The 20,400-nt window shown below is 43.2% G+C and carries 21 protein-coding genes and 2 pseudogenes; all 23 read left to right on the top strand.

Annotated features, from left to right (window positions below; genetic code table 11):
* Window positions 1-29: 29 nt before the first annotated feature.
* The 23 genes and pseudogenes from B7695_RS03170 to B7695_RS03055 all read left to right on the top strand — a co-directional run bounded on the left by B7695_RS03170 (window position 30) and on the right by B7695_RS03055 (window position 20,318).
* On the top strand, window positions 30-218 hold the full coding sequence (locus B7695_RS03170; RefSeq protein WP_000180826.1) for a class IIb bacteriocin, lactobin A/cerein 7B family: 189 nt from the start codon (window positions 30-32) through the stop codon (window positions 216-218).
* Window positions 219-426: 208 nt separating this feature from the next.
* Window positions 427-606, top strand: coding sequence for a class IIb bacteriocin, lactobin A/cerein 7B family (locus B7695_RS03160; protein ID WP_084889655.1), 180 nt, complete (start codon window positions 427-429; stop codon window positions 604-606).
* 276 nt (window positions 607-882) lie between these two features.
* Entirely contained in the window at window positions 883-1,083 is a 201-nt protein-coding gene (locus B7695_RS03155; RefSeq protein WP_084889654.1) for a hypothetical protein, read from the top strand.
* 8 nt (window positions 1,084-1,091) lie between these two features.
* Window positions 1,092-1,259 (top strand): class IIb bacteriocin, lactobin A/cerein 7B family, encoded by a 168-nt coding sequence (locus B7695_RS03150; protein WP_192855720.1) that lies wholly within the window; start codon window positions 1,092-1,094, stop codon window positions 1,257-1,259.
* Window positions 1,226-1,477, top strand: coding sequence for a bacteriocin immunity protein (locus B7695_RS11385; RefSeq protein ID WP_084889652.1), 252 nt, complete (start codon window positions 1,226-1,228; stop codon window positions 1,475-1,477). Before B7695_RS03150 ends, B7695_RS11385 begins: the two co-directional genes overlap by 34 nt.
* 80 nt (window positions 1,478-1,557) lie before the next feature.
* A complete protein-coding gene (locus B7695_RS03140) occupies window positions 1,558-1,737 on the top strand; it encodes a hypothetical protein (RefSeq protein ID WP_084889651.1) in 180 nt (59 codons plus the stop codon).
* 78 nt (window positions 1,738-1,815) lie between these two features.
* Complete coding sequence (locus B7695_RS03135) at window positions 1,816-2,022, top strand: bacteriocin immunity protein (RefSeq protein WP_077804540.1); 207 nt, start codon at window positions 1,816-1,818, stop codon at window positions 2,020-2,022.
* A 418-nt stretch (window positions 2,023-2,440) separates the two neighbouring features.
* Window positions 2,441-4,594, top strand: a complete 2,154-nt coding sequence (comA, locus tag B7695_RS03130; protein WP_084889650.1) for a peptide cleavage/export ABC transporter ComA — start codon at window positions 2,441-2,443, stop codon at window positions 4,592-4,594.
* 12 nt (window positions 4,595-4,606) lie between these two features.
* A complete protein-coding gene (comB, locus tag B7695_RS03125) occupies window positions 4,607-5,956 on the top strand; it encodes a competence pheromone export protein ComB (RefSeq protein ID WP_084889649.1) in 1,350 nt (449 codons plus the stop codon).
* Between the two features lie 169 nt (window positions 5,957-6,125).
* The gene (gene purC / locus B7695_RS03120; protein WP_192855719.1) at window positions 6,126-6,833 is read left to right on the top strand and encodes a phosphoribosylaminoimidazolesuccinocarboxamide synthase; all 708 of its coding nucleotides are present in this window, start codon (window positions 6,126-6,128) and stop codon (window positions 6,831-6,833) included.
* A 76-nt stretch (window positions 6,834-6,909) separates the two neighbouring features.
* Window positions 6,910-6,978, top strand: a pseudogene (locus tag B7695_RS11835) (phosphoribosylaminoimidazolesuccinocarboxamide synthase); the annotation flags it as partial.
* A 55-nt stretch (window positions 6,979-7,033) separates the two neighbouring features.
* Window positions 7,034-10,759: a phosphoribosylformylglycinamidine synthase gene (locus B7695_RS03110; protein ID WP_084889647.1), complete on the top strand. Its 3,726-nt coding sequence runs from the start codon at window positions 7,034-7,036 to the stop codon at window positions 10,757-10,759.
* A 93-nt stretch (window positions 10,760-10,852) separates the two neighbouring features.
* On the top strand, window positions 10,853-12,295 hold the full coding sequence (purF, locus tag B7695_RS03105) for an amidophosphoribosyltransferase (protein WP_000220647.1): 1,443 nt from the start codon (window positions 10,853-10,855) through the stop codon (window positions 12,293-12,295).
* A gap of 213 nt (window positions 12,296-12,508) precedes the next feature.
* A complete protein-coding gene (purM, locus tag B7695_RS03100; protein WP_084889646.1) occupies window positions 12,509-13,531 on the top strand; it encodes a phosphoribosylformylglycinamidine cyclo-ligase in 1,023 nt (340 codons plus the stop codon).
* The gene (gene purN / locus B7695_RS03095) at window positions 13,528-14,079 is read left to right on the top strand and encodes a phosphoribosylglycinamide formyltransferase (RefSeq protein WP_084889645.1); all 552 of its coding nucleotides are present in this window, start codon (window positions 13,528-13,530) and stop codon (window positions 14,077-14,079) included. The genes purM and purN overlap by 4 nt, the downstream gene beginning before the upstream one ends.
* A 44-nt stretch (window positions 14,080-14,123) precedes the next feature.
* Window positions 14,124-14,588: a GNAT family N-acetyltransferase gene (locus tag B7695_RS03090; protein WP_000569798.1), complete on the top strand. Its 465-nt coding sequence runs from the start codon at window positions 14,124-14,126 to the stop codon at window positions 14,586-14,588.
* Window position 14,589: 1 nt separating this feature from the next.
* A pseudogene (locus B7695_RS03085) lies at window positions 14,590-14,743 on the top strand (bifunctional phosphoribosylaminoimidazolecarboxamide formyltransferase/IMP cyclohydrolase); the annotation flags it as partial.
* Window positions 14,744-14,814: 71 nt separating this feature from the next.
* On the top strand, window positions 14,815-15,324 hold the full coding sequence (locus tag B7695_RS03080) for a VanZ family protein (RefSeq protein ID WP_084889643.1): 510 nt from the start codon (window positions 14,815-14,817) through the stop codon (window positions 15,322-15,324).
* Window positions 15,325-15,349: 25 nt separating this feature from the next.
* Window positions 15,350-16,897, top strand: coding sequence for a bifunctional phosphoribosylaminoimidazolecarboxamide formyltransferase/IMP cyclohydrolase (purH, locus tag B7695_RS03075; RefSeq protein ID WP_084889642.1), 1,548 nt, complete (start codon window positions 15,350-15,352; stop codon window positions 16,895-16,897).
* A 119-nt stretch (window positions 16,898-17,016) separates the two neighbouring features.
* On the top strand, window positions 17,017-18,279 hold the full coding sequence (gene purD, locus B7695_RS03070) for a phosphoribosylamine--glycine ligase (RefSeq protein WP_084889641.1): 1,263 nt from the start codon (window positions 17,017-17,019) through the stop codon (window positions 18,277-18,279).
* Window positions 18,280-18,514: 235 nt separating this feature from the next.
* The gene (purE, locus tag B7695_RS03065) at window positions 18,515-19,003 is read left to right on the top strand and encodes a 5-(carboxyamino)imidazole ribonucleotide mutase (RefSeq protein WP_084889640.1); all 489 of its coding nucleotides are present in this window, start codon (window positions 18,515-18,517) and stop codon (window positions 19,001-19,003) included.
* Window positions 18,990-20,081: a 5-(carboxyamino)imidazole ribonucleotide synthase gene (gene purK, locus B7695_RS03060; RefSeq protein ID WP_084889639.1), complete on the top strand. Its 1,092-nt coding sequence runs from the start codon at window positions 18,990-18,992 to the stop codon at window positions 20,079-20,081. Before purE ends, purK begins: the two co-directional genes overlap by 14 nt.
* A 9-nt stretch (window positions 20,082-20,090) precedes the next feature.
* Complete coding sequence (locus B7695_RS03055) at window positions 20,091-20,318, top strand: phosphoribosylaminoimidazole carboxylase (protein ID WP_084889638.1); 228 nt, start codon at window positions 20,091-20,093, stop codon at window positions 20,316-20,318.
* Window positions 20,319-20,400 lie beyond the last annotated feature (82 nt).

The raw sequence follows: 20,400 nt of genomic DNA, 5'->3' as shown, positions 1-20,400 counted from the left end.
CTAAAAAATAGAAATAAAGGAGAAAAAAGATGACAAATTTTGACAAAATGGAACAGAACTTTGTAGCTCTTACAGAAGAAGAGTTGATGAATGTAGATGGGGGAATTGCACCACTAGTAGTTGCGTTTGGAGTAGCTGCGTTTAAAGGTTTTTCTGTAACAGGAGGGGCTATTATACTGGGAGCAGGTCTTTATCAAGTTGGAAAAAATCTGAAATAAGATCTTGAGTAAGTTTTATGAATAGAATATTAAAAAAAATATATATAGGATCTGCTTTAATAGCTTACAGCATATTATTAACTTATTCTCTACTTAATTTAGAGAAGGTATCGTTGGGGATATGTATTTTGTTAGTAGCATTGACATACTATATTAATAAAAAAGAAATATTTAAAGCAAAAGTGAATAAGAGCAAGGAGAACTTAAAATGAATATTTTAGTAAATGATAATCAGTTTACAGCAATGACAGAAAAAGAACTAGCAACAGTTGATGGAGGAGTACTTCCTGCAGCGGTAGTAGCAGTTCCAGTAGGAATCAAGGTTGCGGGGTATGTTGTCGGCAGCTTATCTGCTGCAGGGCTAGTTGCATGGGGTTACTTTAGATAAGACACTTTGGAGAAATCAATGAATTTTTCAAACGAATTTGCGGCTGTTATTATATCAGCTTCAGCAATAGTGGGTTTATTAGTAGGCGTAGCTATTGGATTAGCTAGTATTATTTAAAGAGGGGTATAACATGCAAAATTTGAATCAATTTGAAATCGTAGAGCAAAGTGAATAAGTTGGAGCAGGTTTATTAATTGTTATCAAAGGATCATTACAGTAGCTATAGGGTATTATGCGAATAGACCATAATCTGATTGTAGTCAGAGAGGTATTTCTATGTTTTTAAAAAAAGAAGTGATATTATTAGGGGTATTGTTATCGCTACGTATTATTTTTACTATCGTTCAAATTTTAATTGACTATAAAATATTATCTGGACAGTATAGTGTAAATTTTATGGATATTTCAGAAGTATTTACTTATCCAATACTCATTTTAATCATTTACATAGCAATAAAATATAATACAAAGGGGTAATGATGAACATGAACCTAGAACAATTTTCTCAATTATCTGACGATGAATTAGTGGGAACAAAAGGTGGTTTTGGTCTTGCGGAAGCAGTTGGGATTGCAGGAGTACTGAATGCTGCTGTACAAATTTTTAATGCTGGTTACAAATTTGGTTCAGATTTTGCTCGCCGTGGGCGTTAGATAATGAACAACCGAACCTTAATCTCAATACATTGTTACCTAAACTAGCCACGATATGTCCTTTGTTGGGAATAACTCTTAATGTCGCGCTTCATGTGATTCGTATAGGTTCGTTAGTATCCTTTAATTGGCAATGGACTTTGGTTGGTTTACTTTTCTCAGCATATTTTGGTATTTTTCGCAAAGATTTGTCAAAAAATAATCAAAACTATACATGAAGAACATGAATCAAAAGGATTTTGTGTATATGAATGGTAGCGTTTTTCCGCCATTCTTGTCAGGTAATTAGGAGTTTCTTATGAAAACATTTTTATTAGGCTTTGCTGAGGGTTATTTTACCGTATCGCTCATAATCTACATCGCAACGTATTTGATTTTGAGAAATCCAATCAATACCCTATTTTATCCAGAAATTTACCCTGTTTTATTTGGGCTCTTTTATCTAGGATATAAGGTCAATAAAAAGCAAGTAGAGTGAGCAGCTAAGAATGACTGGTTAGTCTGCGCTGAAAATAGCTATGCTAGAATCTAAGAATGCATCACATTGGAGTTTAATATGAAATTTGTTAAATCAATACTGAAAGTTTGGCCTGAAATCATGGTATTACTTAGTTCGATGTCCTATATCATCATCAGATTAGTAGCTGATATGAATAAAGTATCTTTACCTACTTGGCTTGATAGTTTCAATATACCAACGATTGCATTATTTGTGATGGTATTCATTCTTTTATATAGAAGTAAAGAAAAAAAGAATGGATAAATTTGAGGTAGTAGACAATCTATGGGGAAATAGAAGTCTTATAGTAACGAATCAAAAAAAGGAGTAACTATGAATCGTAATTTAGAACGGTGTTATCTATTCTGACTATGAATAGATCATACCAGAGGTGGCTTAGAAATAGCAGGGACATTAGAAATTGAAGTAACTTTAAATAGGATGTCGTAAATGTTACTATCAATGATTTATTTGTTCCAAGCTTACCTAGGGTGTCAGTAAAAAATCATTTTCCTTTCAATAGCATATTTTTAGTAGGTAGAACGCTTGTTCTGCTTATTTTTTTATCCAAAAAGTGCAGTTGGGAGGGAGATAGGCGCATTTGGGGAGGAAGTCCAGTTTTTGTTTGGTGATTAGGGTAAGATAGTTGTTATCAGATGAGTTTAGGAAAAAGGAGATGAATATGAAATTTGGGAAACGTCACTATCGTCCGCAGGTGGATCAGATGGACTGTGGTGTAGCTTCATTAGCCATGGTTTTTGGCTACTATGGTAGTTATTATTCTTTGGCTCACTTACGAGAATTGGCCAAGACGACCATGGATGGGACTACGGCTTTGGGTTTGGTCAAGGTGGCAGAGGAGATTGGCTTTGAGACACGAGCAATTAAGGCGGATATGACGCTCTTTGATTTGCCAGATTTGACTTTTCCCTTTGTTGCCCATGTGCTTAAGGAAGGGAAATTGCTCCACTACTATGTGGTGACTGGGCAGGATAAGGATAGCATTCATATTGCCGATCCAGATCCTGGGGTGAAATTGACCAAACTGCCACGTGAGCGTTTTGCGGAAGAATGGACAGGAGTGACTCTTTTTATGGCACCTAGTCCAGACTACAAGCCTCATAAGGATCAAAAGAATGGTCTGCTCTCTTTTATCCCTATATTAGTGAAGCAGCGTGGCTTGATTGCTAATATCGTTTTGGCGACACTCTTGGTAACCTTGATTAATATTGTGGGTTCTTATTATCTGCAGTCTATCATTGATACCTATGTGCCCGATCAGATGCGTTCGACACTGGGGATTATTTCTATTGGGTTGGTGATCGTCTATATTCTCCAGCAGATCTTATCTTACGCTCAGGAGTATCTCTTACTTGTTTTGGGGCAACGTTTGTCGATTGATGTGATTTTGTCCTATATCAAGCATGTTTTTCACCTGCCTATGTCCTTTTTTGCGACACGCAGGACAGGGGAAATCGTGTCTCGTTTTACAGATGCTAACAGTATCATTGATGCGCTGGCTTCGACTATTCTTTCGATTTTCCTAGATGTGTCAACGGTTGTCATTATTTCTCTTGTTTTATTTTCACAAAATACCAATCTCTTTTTCATGACCTTATTGGCACTTCCTATCTATACAGTGATCATCTTTGCCTTTATGAAGCCGTTTGAAAAGATGAATCGGGATACCATGGAAGCCAATGCGGTTCTGTCTTCTTCTATCATTGAGGACATCAATGGTATTGAGACCATCAAGTCCTTGACCAGTGAAAGTCAGCGTTACCAAAAAATTGACAAGGAATTTGTGGATTATCTGAAAAAATCCTTTACCTATAGTCGAGCAGAGAGTCAGCAAAAGGCTCTGAAAAAAGTTGCCCATCTCTTGCTCAATGTCGGTATTCTCTGGATGGGGGCTGTTCTGGTCATGGATGGCAAGATGAGTTTGGGGCAGTTGATTACCTATAATACCTTGCTGGTTTACTTTACCAATCCTTTGGAAAACATCATCAACCTGCAAACCAAACTTCAGACAGCGCAGGTTGCCAATAACCGTCTGAATGAGGTTTATCTGGTAGCTTCTGAGTTTGAGGAGAAGAAAACAGTTGAGGATCTGAGCTTGATGAAGGGAGATATGGACTTCAAGCAAGTTTCCTACAAGTATGGCTATGGTCGAGATGTCTTGTCAGATATCAATTTGACCATTCCGCAGGGTTCTAAGGTGGCTTTTGTGGGGATTTCGGGGTCAGGTAAGACGACCTTGGCCAAGATGATGGTTAATTTTTACGACCCAAGTCAAGGGGAGATTAGTCTGGGTGGTGTCAATCTCAATCAGATTGATAAAAAGGCCTTGCGCCAGTATATCAACTATCTGCCTCAACAGCCCTATGTCTTTAACGGAACGATTTTGGACAATCTTCTCCTTGGAGCCAAGGAGGGGACGACTCAAGAGGATATCTTACGGGCGGTCGAGTTGGCAGAGATTCGGGAGGACATTGAGCGCATGCCACTGAATTACCAGACAGAATTGACTTCGGATGGGGCAGGGATCTCAGGTGGTCAACGTCAGAGAATCGCTCTGGCGCGTGCTCTCTTGACAGATGCGCCGGTCTTAATTTTGGATGAGGCGACTAGCAGTTTGGATATTCTGACAGAGAAGCGAATTGTCGATAATCTTATGGCTTTAGACAAGACCTTGATTTTCATTGCTCACCGCTTGACCATTGCTGAGCGGACAGAGAAGGTTGTTGTTTTGGATCAGGGCAAGATTGTTGAAGAAGGAAAGCATGCTGATTTACTTGCACAGGGTGGCTTTTACGCCCATTTGGTGAATAGCTAGAAAGAGGAGAGGATGAAACCAGAATTTTTAGAAAGTGCGGAGTTTTATAATCGTCGTTACCATAATTTTTCCAGTCGGGTGATTGTCCCCATGTCCCTTCTGCTCGTGTTTTTGCTTGGCTTTGCAACATTTGCAGAGAAGGAGATGAGTTTGTCTACTAGAGCTACTGTCGAGCCTAGTCGAATCCTTGCAAATATCCAGTCAACTAGCAACAATCGTATTCTTGTCAATCATTTGGAAGAAAATAAGCTGGTTAAGAAGGGGGAGCTTCTGGTTCAATATCAGGAAGGGACAGAGGGTGTCCAAGTGGAGTCTTATGCCAGTCAGCTGGACATGCTCAAGGATCAAAAAAAGCAATTGGAGTATTTGCAGAAGAGCCTGCAAGAAGGGACGGATTACTTTCCAGAGGAGGATAAGTTTGGCTACCAAGCCACCTTTCGCGACTACATCAGTCAAGCGGGCAGTCTTAGGGCTAGTACATCGCAACAAAATGAGACCATCGCGTCCCAGAACGCAGCAGCTAGTCAAACCCAAGCCGAAATCGGCAACCTCATCAGTCAAACAGAGGCTAAAATTCGCGATTACCAGACAGCTAAGTCAGCTATTGAAACAGGTGCTTCCTTGGCCAGTCAGAATCTAGCCTACTCTATCTACCAGTCCTATAAGTCTCAGAGTGAGGAAAATTCCCAAGCTAAATCCCAGGCAATGGCGCAGGTTGAAGCGCAGCTCTCTCAGTTAGAATCCAGTCTTGCTACTTACCGTGTTCAGTATGCAGGTTCAGGTACCCAGCAAGCCTATGCGTCAGGCTTAAGCAGTCAATTGGAGTCTCTCAAATCCCAACACTTGGCAAAGGTTGGTCAGGAATTGACCCTTCTAGACCAGAAAATCTTGGAGGCAGAGTCAGGCAAGAAGGTTCAGGGAAATCTTCTAGACAAGGGGAAAATTACGGCGAGTGAGGATGGGGTGCTTCATCTTAATCCTGAGACCAGTGATTCTACCATGGTAGCAGAGGGGACTCTACTAGCCCAACTCTATCCATCCTTGGAGAAAGAAGGGAAAGCTAAACTCACAGCCTATCTTAGTTCCAAAGATGTAGCAAGGATCAAGGTCGGTGATTCTGTTCGCTATACTACGACTCATGATGCCAAGAATCAACTTTTCCTAGATTCTACGATTACCAGCATAGATGCGACAGCTACCAAGACTGAGAAAGGGAGTTTCTTTAAAATTGAGGCGGAGACTAATCTAACTTCGGAGCAGACTGAAAAACTTCGATATGGGGTGGAAGGTCGTCTACAGATGATTACAGGTAAGAAAAGTTACCTGCGTTATTATTTGGATCAATTTTTGAACAAAGAGTAATGTTCGTGTTTTTAGAGTTAAATGATTTTAAAACTGTGAGAAAGATTCTTCTTGCAGTTTTTTCTTTATGATTTTCGAAGTTACTACGTTATTTATTCGGTTAAATTCTTGTAATTTTAGGTTTTTTATGGTAGAATGTGCTCAAGTAATACGAAAGGCGAACTTTAAAATGTCAAAACAATTGATCTATTCGGGAAAAGCTAAAGATATCTATACAACTGAGGATGAAAATCTTATTATTTCGACTTACAAGGACCAGGCGACTGCTTTTAACGGTGTCAAGAAGGAGCAGATTGCAGGTAAGGGAGTATTGAATAATCAGATTTCATCTTTTATTTTTGAGAAGTTAAATGCGGCTGGTGTGGCGACTCACTTTGTGGAGAAGCTTTCAGACACGGAACAACTCAATAAAAAGGTTAAGATTATTCCTTTGGAAGTCGTGCTCCGAAACTATGCTGCTGGTTCCTTTTCAAAACGTTTTGGCGTAGACGAAGGAATCGCATTTGAGACTCCGATTGTCGAATTTTACTATAAAAATGATGATTTGGATGATCCATTTATCAATGATGAGCATGTGAAATTCCTACAGATTGCGGATGACCAGCAGATTGCCTACTTGAAGGAAGAAACCCGTCGTATCAATGAACTTTTGAAGGTCTGGTTTGCTGAGATTGGGCTTAAGTTGATTGACTTTAAGCTAGAGTTCGGTTTTGACAAGGATGGCAAGATTATCTTGGCAGATGAATTTTCACCAGATAACTGCCGTTTGTGGGATGCGGATGGCAACCACATGGATAAGGATGTTTTCCGTAGAGGATTGGGAGAACTAACCGACGTTTACGAGATTGTCTGGGAGAAATTGCAGGGATTGAAATAATCTGTTAGCAACGGAAAACCTTCGTCTCTCAACTAAAAGGACTCAGGCTGAAAAGGTCCCCCAGACCTTTTCACTCCGTAGAGGATTGGGAGAACTAACCGACGTTTACGAGATTGTTTGGGAAAAGTTGCAGGAATTGAAATAACAACCTCAAGGTCGCTGGGAACATTGCAAGAGCTGAAATAAAGGAATAAGGATTGATGGATAAACGTATTTTTGTTGAAAAAAAGGCTGATTTTCAGGTCAAGTCAGAGAGTTTGGTTAGAGAACTCCAGCACAACTTGGGACTTTCAAGCTTGAAAAGTATTCGCATCGTGCAAGTGTATGATGTATTTGACTTGGCAGAGGACCTGTTTGCACCTGCAGAGAAACACATCTTCTCTGAGCAGGTGACAGACCATGTCTTAGATGAAGCGGCTGTGCAGGCGGATCTTGCTAACTATGCTTTCTTTGCCATTGAAAGCCTGCCAGGGCAGTTTGACCAGCGTGCAGCATCTTCGCAGGAAGCCTTGCTTTTACTAGGAAGTTCGAATGATGTAACGGTTAATACAGCCCAATTGTACTTGGTCAATAAGGATATTGATACGACTGAATTAGAAGCGGTCAAGAACTACTTGCTCAACCCAGTTGATTCTCGTTTCAAGGATATTACTGTAGGGATTGCCAAGCAGGAATTTTCAGAGTCAGACAAGACCATTCCTAAATTGGCTTTCTTTGAAAGCTATACAGCAGAAGACTTTGCTCGCTACAAGGCCGAGCAAGGGATGGCAATGGAAGTGGATGATTTGCTCTTTATCCAAGACTATTTCAAGTCAATCGGGCGCGTGCCGACGGAAACAGAACTCAAGGTTTTGGACACTTACTGGTCTGACCACTGCCGTCACACGACGTTTGAGACTGAGTTGAAGCAAATTGATTTCTCAGCTTCTAAATTCCAAAAACAATTGCAGTCAACCTATGACAAGTATATTGCCATGCGTGAGGAGTTGGGGCGTTCTGAAAAACCGCAAACCTTGATGGATATGGCGACTATTTTCGGTCGTTATGAGCGTGCTAATGGACGTTTGGATGATATGGAAGTGTCAGACGAAATCAATGCTTGCTCAGTCGAAATTGAAGTGGACGTTGATGGTGTCAAGGAACCTTGGCTCCTAATGTTCAAGAATGAAACTCACAACCACCCAACGGAAATTGAGCCATTTGGTGGGGCGGCTACTTGTATCGGTGGTGCTATTCGTGATCCGTTGTCAGGTCGTTCATATGTTTACCAAGCCATGCGTATCTCGGGTGCAGGTGATATTACAGCACCAATCTCTGAAACGCGTGCTGGTAAATTGCCACAACAAGTTATTTCTAAAACAGCTGCCCATGGTTATTCTTCATATGGTAACCAGATTGGGCTTGCAACGACCTACGTTCGTGAGTATTTCCACCCAGGCTTTGTAGCTAAACGCATGGAGCTTGGTGCCGTTGTTGGTGCGGCTCCTAAGGGCAATGTGGTCCGTGAAAAACCGGAAGCGGGAGATGTCATTATCCTCCTTGGAGGTAAGACTGGACGTGATGGTGTCGGTGGTGCGACAGGTTCTTCTAAGGTTCAAACAGTTGAGTCTGTGGAAACTGCTGGAGCTGAAGTTCAAAAAGGGAATGCCATCGAAGAACGCAAGATTCAACGACTTTTCCGTAATGGCGATGTCACTCGTCTTATCAAGAAGTCTAATGACTTTGGTGCTGGTGGTGTCTGTGTAGCTATCGGTGAATTGGCAGACGGTCTTGAAATCGACCTCAACAAGGTGCCTCTTAAATACCAAGGCTTGAATGGCACAGAAATTGCTATCTCTGAATCACAAGAACGGATGGCGGTCGTGGTTCGTCCAGAAGACATAGATGCCTTCGTTGCGGAATGTAACAAAGAGAATATTGATGCTGTTGTGGTGGCGACAGTGACGGAAAAACCAAATCTTGTCATGCACTGGAATGGTGAGACAATCGTGGACTTGGAGCGTCGTTTCCTTGATACCAATGGTGTGCGCGTGGTCGTTGATGCAAAGGTGGTGGACAAGGATGTCAAGCTTCCAGAAGAACGTCAAACATCTGCTGACACACTTGAAGCAGATACCCTTACGGTTCTATCTGACCTCAACCATGCGAGTCAAAAAGGATTACAGACTATCTTTGATTGCTCTGTTGGACGCTCCACGGTTAATCACCCACTTGGTGGTCGTTATCAACTCACACCAACTGAGGCATCTGTGCAGAAATTACCAGTTCAACACGGTGTGACTCATACTGCGTCAGTCATGGCTCAAGGATTCAACCCATATGTAGCTGAATGGTCTCCATACCACGGTGCTGCCTATGCGGTGATCGAAGCAACTGCTCGATTGGTTGCGACTGGTGCAAACTGGTCCAAGGCTCGCTTCTCTTACCAAGAGTACTTCGAGCGTATGGACAAACAAGCTGAGCGTTTTGGTCAGCCAGTAGCAGCTCTCCTAGGCTCTATCGAGGCACAAATTCAGCTTGGTTTGCCATCTATCGGTGGTAAGGACTCCATGTCTGGTACTTTTGAAGAATTGACTGTACCGCCAACCTTGGTTGCCTTTGGGGTAACGACGGCAGATAGCCGTAATGTGCTCTCTCCAGAATTTAAAGCTGTTGGGGAAAATATCTACTACATTCCAGGTCAAGCACTCTCAGCAGAGATTGATTTTGACTTGATTAAGTCTAATTTTGCTCAGTTTGAAGCCCTTCAAAAGGCTTACAAAGTGACATCCGCATCAGCTGTTAAATACGGTGGTGTGCTTGAAAGTTTGGCCCTTGCTACCTTTGGAAATCATATCGGTGCAGAGGTAATCTTGCCTGAACTTGAAAGTTCTTTGACAGCACAATTGGGCGGATTTGTCTTTACCTCTCCTGCAGAAATTGCTGGAGTAGAGAAGATTGGACAAACAAGTGCAGACTTTACACTCCTTGTCAACGGTGTGAAGCTAGATGGACAGAAACTTGACAGTGCCTTCCAAGGAAAATTGGAAGAAGTTTACCCAACAGAATTTGCTCAAGCCAAAGAACTAGCTGAAGTACCAGCTGTTGCATCAGATGTTGTGGTTAAAGCCAAAGAAAAGGTTGAAAAACCTGAGGTTTACATCCCAGTATTCCCAGGCACCAACTCGGAATATGACTCAGCCAAGGCCTTCGAAAAAGAAGGTGCAGAGGTTAACTTGGTGCCATTTGTGACCTTGAATGAAGAAGCCATTGTCAAGTCAGTTGAAATCATGGTTGACAACATCGGCAAGTCTAACATTCTCTTCTTTGCAGGTGGCTTCTCAGCTGCGGACGAACCGGATGGTTCAGCTAAGTTTATCGTCAATATCCTGCTTAATGAAAAAGTGCGTGCAGCTATTGATAGTTTTATCGCCCGTGGTGGCTTGATTATCGGTATCTGTAATGGATTCCAGGCTCTCGTAAAATCAGGTCTTCTTCCATACGGGAACTTCGAAGATGCCAGCAGTACTAGCCCAACTCTCTTCTACAATGATGCCAACCAACACGTGGCCAAGATGGTGGAAACCCGTATTGCCAATACCAACTCGCCGTGGTTGACTGGGGTGCAAGTGGGCGATATCCATGCTATTCCTGTTTCACACGGTGAAGGGAAGTTTGTCGTGACGGCTGAGGAATTCGCTGAGCTCCGTGACAATGGACAAATTTTCAGCCAATATGTTGACTTTGACGGCAAACCAAGTATGGATTCTAAGTACAATCCAAATGGTTCTGTCCATGCCATCGAAGGGATTACCAGCAAGAACGGCCAAATCATCGGTAAGATGGGACACTCAGAACGTTATGAAGACGGTCTTTTCCAAAACATCCCAGGCAATAAAGACCAGCACCTGTTTGCGTCAGCGGTTAAATACTTTACTGGAAAATAAGACTTGCAGATTTTCTAATAGATAGTATCAGTAATGTAAAAGTCAGGTAAATCTAGCTCTTGATGATACACAAATGAAAATTAGGTATATAAAATGACATACGAAGTAAAATCTCTTAATGAAGAATGCGGTGTTTTCGGTATCTGGGGACATCCAGATGCTGCTAAATTGACCTATTTTGGTCTCCACAGTCTTCAGCACCGTGGTCAGGAGGGGGCAGGAATCCTCTCCAATGATCAGGGGCAATTGAAGCGCCATCGTGACATGGGACTTTTATCAGAAGTCTTCAGAAATCCTGCTAATTTGGATAAATTGACGGGAACTGGTGCGATTGGGCATGTGCGTTACGCGACTGCTGGCGAAGCTTCTGTAGATAATATCCAGCCTTTCCTCTTCCGTTTTCACGATATGCAGTTTGGGTTGGCTCATAATGGAAACTTGACCAATGCAGCCTCTCTCAAGAAAGAACTGGAACAAAGAGGAGCGATTTTCAGCGCGACTTCGGACTCTGAAATCTTGGCCCACCTCATTCGTCGCAGCCATAATCCGAACTTGATGGGTAAAATCAAGGAAGCGCTCAGCCTTGTCAAAGGTGGCTTTGCCTATATCTTGCTGTTTGAGGATAAGTTGATTGCGGCTCTTGACCCCAATGGTTTCCGTCCGCTTTCGATCGGGAAAATGGCCAACGGAGCTGTGGTAGTTTCCTCTGAAACTTGTGCTTTTGAGGTTATTGGTGCTGAATGGATTCGTGATTTGAAGCCAGGTGAGATTGTGATCATTGATGACAAGGGCATCCAGTATGATAGCTATACAGATGATACTCAGTTAGCAATCTGTTCTATGGAGTATATCTATTTTGCTCGCCCTGATTCTAATATCCACGGTGTCAATGTCCATACGGCACGGAAACGTATGGGTGCCCAATTGGCGCGTGAATTCAAGCATGAGGCGGATATCGTGGTCGGTGTGCCCAATTCTTCCCTCAGCGCGGCTATGGGCTTTGCAGAAGAATCAGGTCTGCCAAATGAAATGGGTCTTATCAAGAATCAATATACGCAACGTACCTTTATCCAGCCAACTCAAGAATTGCGGGAGCAAGGGGTGCGGATGAAACTATCTGCTGTTTCAGGCGTTGTAAAAGGCAAGCGTGTGGTTATGATTGATGACTCTATTGTACGTGGAACAACCTCTCGTCGTATTGTTCAGCTCTTGAAAGAAGCGGGTGCGACTGAGGTTCACGTTGCCATTGGTAGTCCAGCGCTAGCTTATCCATGTTTCTACGGGATTGATATCCAGACCCGTCAGGAGCTAATTGCGGCCAATCATACGGTCGAAGAAACGCGCCAAATCATTGGTGCGGACAGTCTGACCTACCTTTCTGTTGAAGGTTTGATTGATTCGATTGGGATTGAAACAGATGCGCCAAATGGTGGTCTATGTGTCGCTTATTTTGACGGTGACTACCCAACACCTCTCTATGATTATGAAGAAGACTATCGTAGAAGTTTGGAAGAAAAGACCAGTTTTTACAAATAGACAATAGATCCTCAATTAAAGAAAAGGAATATAAAAATGGCAAATAAAAATGCGTACGCTCCACGTCTCACTACTGACTAAAAGCTAAAGCATTTGTCAGTAGACGCTTTGCCTCATGGGGCCAAAGCTAGAGCCCTGACTAGTATTTTTAGATAAAATGATTGTTTATCTAAAAATACGTCGCAATCTTTCTCAAAGAAAAGGAACATAAAAATGACAAATAAAAATGCTTATGCCCAGTCGGGTGTGGATGTTGAAGCGGGTTATGAAGTTGTTGAACGGATTAAAAAGCACGTGGCTCGTACGGAGCGTGCAGGTGTCATGGGAGCTCTGGGTGGCTTTGGTGGTATGTTTGACCTTTCAAAGACTGGGGTTAAAGAACCTGTCTTGATTTCAGGAACTGATGGTGTCGGAACCAAACTCATGCTGGCTATCAAGTACGACAAGCACGATACCATCGGTCAGGACTGTGTGGCCATGTGTGTCAATGATATCATCGCTGCGGGTGCGGAGCCCCTCTATTTCCTTGACTACGTAGCGACAGGGAAGAATGAACCAGCCAAGCTAGAACAAGTTGTCGCTGGTGTGGCAGAAGGTTGTGTGCAGGCAGGCGCTGCCCTCATTGGTGGGGAAACGGCTGAAATGCCTGGCATGTACGGCGAAGATGACTATGACTTGGCTGGTTTTGCGGTCGGTGTGGCTGAAAAATCTCAAATAATTGATGGTTCAAAAGTGGCAGAGGGAGATGTTCTTCTCGGACTTGCTTCAAGTGGGATTCACTCAAATGGTTACTCCCTCGTCCGTCGTGTCTTTGCCGACTACACAGGTGAGGAAGTCTTGCCAGAATTGGAAGGCAAGAAACTCAAGGAAGTTCTTCTTGAGCCGACTCGTATCTATGTCAAGGCTGTTTTGCCACTCATCAAGGAAGAGTTGGTCAACGGCATTGCCCACATCACTGGTGGTGGCTTTATCGAAAATGTTCCTCGTATGTTTGCAACTGATCTAGCAGCTGAGATTGAGGAAAGCAAAGTTCCAGTGCTTCCTATTTTCAAAGCTCTTGAAAAATATGGTAAAATCAAACATGAAGAAATGTTTGAAATCTTCAATATGGGTGTGGGACTCATGCTGGCAGTTAGCCCTGAAAATGTAGGTAGTGTCAAGGAATTGTTGGATGAACCAGTCTATGAAATTGGTCGTATCGTCAAGAAAGAAAACGAAAGTGTCGTCATCAAATGAAAAAAATAGCAGTTTTTGCCTCTGGTAATGGCTCAAATTTTCAGGTGATTGCCGAAGAATTTCCAGTGGAGTTTGTCTTTTCAGACCATCGTGACGCCTATGTGCTCGAGCGAGCAGACAAGCTCGGCGTTCTGTCCTATGCTTTTGAACTCAAGGAGTTTGAGAGCAAGGTAGACTATGAAGCGGCCCTTGTCGAACTCTTGGAAGAACATCAGATTGACTTGATTTGCCTAGCGGGCTACATGAAAATCGTTGGGCCAACCTTATTGGCGGCTTATGAAGGTCGGATTGTCAACATTCATCCAGCCTACCTGCCAGAGTTTCCAGGAGCTCATGGGATTGAGGATGCTTGGAATGCTGGCGTTGCTGAGAGTGGTGTGACCATTCACTGGGTGGATTCGGGTGTGGATACAGGAAAGGTCATCAAACAAGTCCGTGTGCCACGGTTAGCTGATGATACCATAGCCAGCTTTGAAGCTCGTATCCATGCCACCGAGTATCAAATCTATCCTCAAGTGCTGGAGAGTTTAGGGGTGGGGAGAAGATAAGAAGTAAATCAAGTTTTGATTGTGCAATATTGCTAGGAGAAAAAATGATTGAGATAAAATTAGTAGATGAGAGCAGTTTTCAGGCAGTGCTGGATTTGAAAATATCTGAAGCTGATGAACGAGCACGTTTCGTGTCTCCAAATGTACGCTCTTTAGCTGACGCATGGCTCTACCGAGAGAATGGGGATGTGTTTCCAATGGCAATTTATTGGAATGAGCTTGTAGTTGGTTTTCTCCTGTTGGAAATAGATAAGGATGAAGCGGAATACTTTATCTGGCGGATAATGATTGGCCAGCAGTACCAAGGAAGAGGTTATGGACGAAAAGCCGTGGAATTTCTGATCAAAAAGGCTCAGATGGATAGCACTTGCAATCATATTATCGCAGATTATGTGGTTGGAAATGAAAAAATGAAGCACCTACTGACTAGTCTTGGTTTTCAGGAAACAGGATTTATAGAAGAAAATAATGAAGTCGCTATGCGCTTGGACCTAAAGAAAGAGGAATAGAATGACGAAAAAAGCCTTAATCAGCGTCTCAGACAAAGCGGGCATTGTTGAATTTGCCCAAGAACTTAAAAAAACTCGGTTGGGACATCATCTCAACAGGTGGAACCAAGGTTGCCCTTGATAATGCTGGGGTGAGCACCATTGCCATTGATGATTCATATGATATCTTTGATTCAAAATTGGAGTCAGTGATTGTTGAAGACGGATTCAAACGGAGGTATTTGTGATGTTAGAATCTAAAAAAACAACTCGATATGTATTTTATGTCTATCTGATGTTATTAACTTGGGGAATCTTATTTAAGTTTGAGACCAATCCTGAATTTATAGCATTTTTCTTAGCTCCAAGGTACATCAATTGGATTCCATTTTCAGAACCACTAATAGTAGATGGAAAAATTGTTTTTGCTGAAATGTTATTTAATCTGATTTCCTTTATTCCATTAGGTGTTTGTTTCCCTCTGATAAAAACTAATTTATCTAGTTTAAGAATAGTCGGGACAGGTTTCTTGATTAGTTTATTGTTTGAGTGCTTACAGTATATTTTAGCAATAGGTATAACAGATGTAACGGATTTGACTTTAAATACGCTAGGTGTTTGTGTAGGCTTGCTGATTTACCAAATTTTTATAAGAGTGTTCAAATCACAGACTAGAAAATGGGTCAATATCTTAGGTATGATTAGCCTTGGTTTTGCTTATTTTGTTTTACTGTTACTGCATTTAATTGGTGTTTAACTAATGATTAAAAAGGAGAATAATAATGACTAAACGCGCCTTAATCAGCGTCTCAGACAAAGCGGGCATTGTTGAATTTGCCCAAGAACTTAAAAAACTTGGTTGGGAGATTATCTCAACAGGTGGAACCAAGGTTGCCCTTGATAATGCTGGGGTGAAGACCATTGCCATCGATGATGTGACTGGTTTTCCAGAGATGATGGATGGCCGTGTCAAGACCCTTCATCCAAATATACACGGTGGACTCCTTGCTCGTCGTGACTTGGATAGTCACCTGGAAGCAGCTAAGGATAATCAGATTGAACTCATCGACCTTGTTGTGGTCAACCTTTACCCATTCAAGGAAACTATTCTCAAACCAGACGTGACTTATGCTGATGCTGTGGAGAATATCGATATTGGTGGGCCATCTATGCTTCGTTCAGCAGCGAAGAATCATGCCAGCGTGACGGTTGTGGTAGATCCAGCTGACTACGCTGTGGTTCTTGACGAATTGGCAGCAAATGGAGAAACAAGTTACGAAACTCGCCAACGTTTGGCAGCCAAAGTATTTCGTCACACAGCGGCTTATGACGCCTTGATTGCAGAATACTTCACAGCTCAAGTCGGAGAAAGCAAACCAGAAAAACTTACTTTAACCTATGACCTCAAGCAGGCCATGCGATATGGGGAAAATCCTCAACAGGATGCAGATTTCTACCAAAAAGCCTTGCCGACTGACTACTCGATTGCATCTGCTAAACAGCTTAACGGGAAAGAATTGTCATTCAACAATATCCGCGATGCGGATGCTGCTATTCGTATTATCCGTGACTTCAAAGACCGTCCAACCGTTGTGGCTCTCAAACACATGAACCCATGTGGAATCGGTCAAGCTGATGATATCGAAACTGCTTGGGATTACGCTTATGAGTCTGATCCAGTTTCTATCTTTGGTGGAATTGTCGTTCTCAACCGTGAGGTAGATGCTGAGACAGCTGAGAAGATGCACGGTGTTTTTCTTGAAATCATCATCGCACCAAGCTATACGGATGAGGCGCTAGCTATTTTGACAAACAAAAAGAAAAACTTGCGTATCCTTGCTTTGCCATTTGATGCTCAAGAAGCGAGCGAAGTGGAAGCAGAATACACTGGTGTTGTTGGAGGTCTCCTCGTTCAAAACCAAGACGTGGTCAAAGAAAGTCCAGTTGACTGGCAAGTGGTGACCAAACGCCAGCCCACTGAGACAGAAGCGACAGCTCTCGAGTTCGCTTGGAAGGCTATCAAGTACGTCAAATCAAACGGTATCATCGTGACCAACGACCACATGACACTTGGTGTTGGCCCAGGTCAAACTAACCGTGTGGCCTCTGTTCGTATTGCCATCGACCAAGCCAAAGACCGTCTTGACGGTGCTGTGCTTGCTTCGGATGCCTTCTTCCCATTTGCGGATAACGTGGAAGAAATCGCCAAAGCAGGTATCAAGGCCATCATCCAGCCTGGTGGATCTGTCCGTGACCAAGAATCTATCGAAGCAGCTGACAAATATGGCTTGACCATGGTCTTCACAGGAGTGAGACATTTTAGACATTAAGAAACAAAAGGGAAGAAAACAGTTTCTTTCTTTTTTGCTTAAAAATGCTTAATAAAACAAGATTAAAACGAACGTTTGTGATATAATATTAGTAAATAATTCGCAAAAGAGGTTGAGAGATGAAGCTGTTAGTTGTCGGTTCGGGTGGTCGTGAACATGCGATTGCCACGAAGTTGCTTGAGTCAAAAGACGTTGAAAAAGTTTTTGTAGCCCCTGGAAATGACGGAATGACTCTGGATGGGCTGGAATTGGCAAATATCGTTATTTCCGAACATTCTAAGTTGATTGAGTTTGCAAAGGCCAACGATATCGCTTGGACCTTCATCGGGCCAGATGATGCCCTTGCTGCTGGAATTGTGGATGATTTTAACCAAGCTGGTCTTAAAGCCTTTGGTCCGACAAGATTGGCAGCTGAGCTGGAGTGGTCCAAGGATTTTGCCAAGGAAATCATGGTCAAATACGGCGTTCCGACAGCGGCCTATGGCACATTCTCAGATTTCGAGGAAGCCAAGGCTTATATCGAGGAGAAAGGTGCGCCTATCGTCGTCAAGGCGGATGGCTTAGCGCTTGGGAAGGGTGTCGTCGTTGCGGAGACGGTTGAGCAAGCAGTCGAAGCAGCCCACGAGATGCTTTTGGACAATAAATTTGGTGACTCAGGTGCGCGTGTAGTTATTGAGGAATTCCTTGATGGGGAGGAGTTTTCCCTCTTTGTCTTTGTCAATGGTGACAAGTTCTACATCATGCCAACAGCTCAGGACCATAAACGTGCCTATGATGGCGATAAGGGGCCTAACACTGGTGGGATGGGGGCCTATGCACCAGTTCCACACTTGCCACAGAGTGTAGTTGATACAGCGGTTGACACCATTGTCAAGCCAGTCCTTGAAGGGATGATTAAAGAAGGTCGCCCTTATCTTGGTATCCTTTACGCTGGTCTTATCTTGACAGCGGACGGCCCTAAGGTTATCGAGTTCAACGCTCGTTTCGGAGATCCTGAAACCCAGATTATCCTGCCTCGTTTGACATCTGACTTTGCCCAAAATATCACAGATATTCTGGATGGCAAGGAGCCAAACATCACGTGGACGGACAAGAGTGTGACTCTGGGTGTGGTTGTCGCATCCAACGGTTACCCGTTAGACTATGAAAAAGGTGTCAAGTTGCCAGCCAAGACAGAAGGCGATATCATCACCTACTATGCAGGGGCTAAGTTTGCGGAAAATAGCAGAGCACTGCTATCAAACGGTGGACGTGTCTATATGCTCGTCACCACAGCCGATACCGTCAAAGAAGCCCAAACCATCATCTACAGCCAACTCGACCAACAAAAAACAGAAGGCCTCTTCTACCGAACCGATATCGGAAGCAAGGCAATTAGATAAAGATATAAGAAAAGGCGACGCAGTCGCAAAGTACAATAATGGTCGCATAACTTGCGAGCGTTAGCGAACTAATATATAACAATCACCGCCGTTGTGAAAAAACGATTGGATGACAATCCAATCGTTCAGGGAAATTGTAAGACCTTAGGCTAAAATTTTAGGAATGAAACCGAAGGTTTGCTTCCGTCCCTCACAACCTAAGGTAATTGTTGAAAAAGAGGAAAAAGGAGAAGAAATGAAGCCAGTAATTTCCATCATCATGGGCTCCAAATCCGACTGGGCAACCATGCAAAAAACAGCAGAAGTCCTAGACCGCTTCGGTGTAGCCTACGAAAAGAAAGTTGTCTCTGCCCACCGTACACCAGACCTCATGTTCCAACATGCCGAAGAAGCTCGTAGCCGTGGCATCAAGGTCATTATCGCGGGTGCTGGTGGCGCAGCCCATTTGCCAGGCATGGTAGCGGCTAAAACGACCCTTCCAGTCATTGGTGTGCCCGTAAAATCGCGTGCCCTTAGTGGTGTGGACTCGCTCTACTCTATCGTCCAGATGCCAGGTGGAGTGCCTGTCGCAACTATGGCTATCGGTGAAGCAGGTGCGACCAACGCTGCCCTCTTTGCCCTTCGTCTCCTATCAGTAGAGGATCAGTCTATCGCGACAGCATTGGCAGATTTCGCAGAGGAGCAAGGAAAAATCGCAGAGGAGTCTACAAATGAGCTCATCTAAAACAATCGGAATTATCGGTGGCGGCCAGCTAGGTCAAATGATGGCCATTTCTGCTATCTACATGGGCCACAAGGTTATCGCGCTGGATCCTGCGGCGGATTGCCCGGCCTCTCGCGTGGCGGAGATCATCGTGGCTCCTTATAATGACGTGGATGCTCTGCGTCAGTTGGCTGAGCGTTGCGATATCCTCACCTATGAGTTTGAAAATGTCGATGCTGACGGTTTGGATGCTGTCATCAAGGATGGTCAACTTCCTCAAGGAATCGACCTGCTTCGCATCTCCCAAAATCGTATTTTTGAAAAGGACTTTCTCTCAAACAAGGCTCAAGTAACTGTTGCTCCTTACAAGGTCGTAAATTCTAGCAATGACTTGGCTGATATCGACCTGTCTAAAAACTATGTCCTCAAGACGGCAACTGGTGGCTATGATGGGCATGGACAAAAGGTTATTCGCTCAGAAGCAGATTTGGAAGAAGCCTATGCACTAGCTGATTCAGCAGACTGTGTCCTGGAAGAATTTGTCAACTTCGACTTTGAAATTTCTGTCATCGTATCAGGAAATGGCAAGGATGTGACGGTTTTCCCAGTTCAGGAAAATATCCACCGCAACAATATTCTATCTAAGACCATTGTGCCAGCTCGTATTTCTGATGATCTAGCTGAGAAAGCTAAAGCCATGGCTGTGCGAATCGCTGAACAGCTTAACTTGTCTGGAACTCTCTGCGTGGAAATGTTTGCGACAGCTGATGACATCATTGTCAACGAAATTGCGCCACGTCCACACAACTCAGGGCACTACTCAATCGAAGCCTGTGACTTCTCCCAGTTTGATACCCATATTCTAGGCGTTCTGGGATCGCCATTGCCAGCTATCAAACTGCATGCGCCAGCCGTTATACTTAATGTACTCGGCCAACACGTCGAGGCTGCTGAAAAATATGTCACAGAAAATCCAAGCGCCCACCTCCACATATATGGTAAAATAGAAGCGAAACACAACCGCAAGATGGGACATGTGACTTTGTTTAGTGATGAACCGGATAAAGTTGAGGAGTTTGGGAAAGGAATTGATTTTTAGGAGAAACCTATGATTCAAATAATCGTACATGCATTTGTTGAAAAGGATAAGACTGGAGCAGTTGTCGAAGTCTTGTTTGCTAGTGCTGACCAAGATAAGGTGCAAGCTAAATATGAAGAACTAGTTGCACAATACCCTGAAAACTATTTAGCTATCTACGATCTACCGCTGGATACAGATTTGAACACACTAGATCATTATCCATCTGTATGGGTTGGGAAAGAAGAGTTTGAGTGAGTAAGACAGGATTTAATTACAAGGTTCGTTGTCTTATCCTTTAAAGGTTGCCTAGGCTTGTTGTAGAGGATAAAGTCAGCAA

Source organism: Streptococcus mitis (assembly GCF_002096845.1).
Lineage (GTDB): Bacteria > Bacillota > Bacilli > Lactobacillales > Streptococcaceae > Streptococcus > Streptococcus mitis_A.
This window is presented reverse-complemented; position numbering and strand designations above follow the sequence as displayed.

Bases quoted from the DNA above. Each gene is read 5' to 3' on its own strand.
- B7695_RS03170 (WP_000180826.1), top strand. From the start codon at position 30: ATGACAAATTTTGACAAAATGGAACAGAACTTTGTAGCTCTTACAGAA.
- B7695_RS03160 (WP_084889655.1), top strand. From the start codon at position 427: ATGAATATTTTAGTAAATGATAATCAGTTTACAGCAATGACAGAAAAA.
- B7695_RS03155 (WP_084889654.1), top strand. From the start codon at position 883: ATGTTTTTAAAAAAAGAAGTGATATTATTAGGGGTATTGTTATCGCTA.
- B7695_RS03150 (WP_192855720.1), top strand. From the start codon at position 1,092: ATGAACCTAGAACAATTTTCTCAATTATCTGACGATGAATTAGTGGGA.
- B7695_RS03140 (WP_084889651.1), top strand. From the start codon at position 1,558: ATGAAAACATTTTTATTAGGCTTTGCTGAGGGTTATTTTACCGTATCG.
- B7695_RS03135 (WP_077804540.1), top strand. From the start codon at position 1,816: ATGAAATTTGTTAAATCAATACTGAAAGTTTGGCCTGAAATCATGGTA.
- comA (WP_084889650.1), top strand. From the start codon at position 2,441: ATGAAATTTGGGAAACGTCACTATCGTCCGCAGGTGGATCAGATGGAC.
- comB (WP_084889649.1), top strand. From the start codon at position 4,607: ATGAAACCAGAATTTTTAGAAAGTGCGGAGTTTTATAATCGTCGTTAC.
- purC (WP_192855719.1), top strand. From the start codon at position 6,126: ATGTCAAAACAATTGATCTATTCGGGAAAAGCTAAAGATATCTATACA.
- B7695_RS03110 (WP_084889647.1), top strand. From the start codon at position 7,034: ATGGATAAACGTATTTTTGTTGAAAAAAAGGCTGATTTTCAGGTCAAG.
- purF (WP_000220647.1), top strand. From the start codon at position 10,853: ATGACATACGAAGTAAAATCTCTTAATGAAGAATGCGGTGTTTTCGGT.
- purM (WP_084889646.1), top strand. From the start codon at position 12,509: ATGACAAATAAAAATGCTTATGCCCAGTCGGGTGTGGATGTTGAAGCG.
- purN (WP_084889645.1), top strand. From the start codon at position 13,528: ATGAAAAAAATAGCAGTTTTTGCCTCTGGTAATGGCTCAAATTTTCAG.
- B7695_RS03090 (WP_000569798.1), top strand. From the start codon at position 14,124: ATGATTGAGATAAAATTAGTAGATGAGAGCAGTTTTCAGGCAGTGCTG.
- B7695_RS03080 (WP_084889643.1), top strand. From the start codon at position 14,815: ATGTTAGAATCTAAAAAAACAACTCGATATGTATTTTATGTCTATCTG.
- purH (WP_084889642.1), top strand. From the start codon at position 15,350: ATGACTAAACGCGCCTTAATCAGCGTCTCAGACAAAGCGGGCATTGTT.
- purD (WP_084889641.1), top strand. From the start codon at position 17,017: ATGAAGCTGTTAGTTGTCGGTTCGGGTGGTCGTGAACATGCGATTGCC.
- purE (WP_084889640.1), top strand. From the start codon at position 18,515: ATGAAGCCAGTAATTTCCATCATCATGGGCTCCAAATCCGACTGGGCA.
- purK (WP_084889639.1), top strand. From the start codon at position 18,990: ATGAGCTCATCTAAAACAATCGGAATTATCGGTGGCGGCCAGCTAGGT.
- B7695_RS03055 (WP_084889638.1), top strand. From the start codon at position 20,091: ATGATTCAAATAATCGTACATGCATTTGTTGAAAAGGATAAGACTGGA.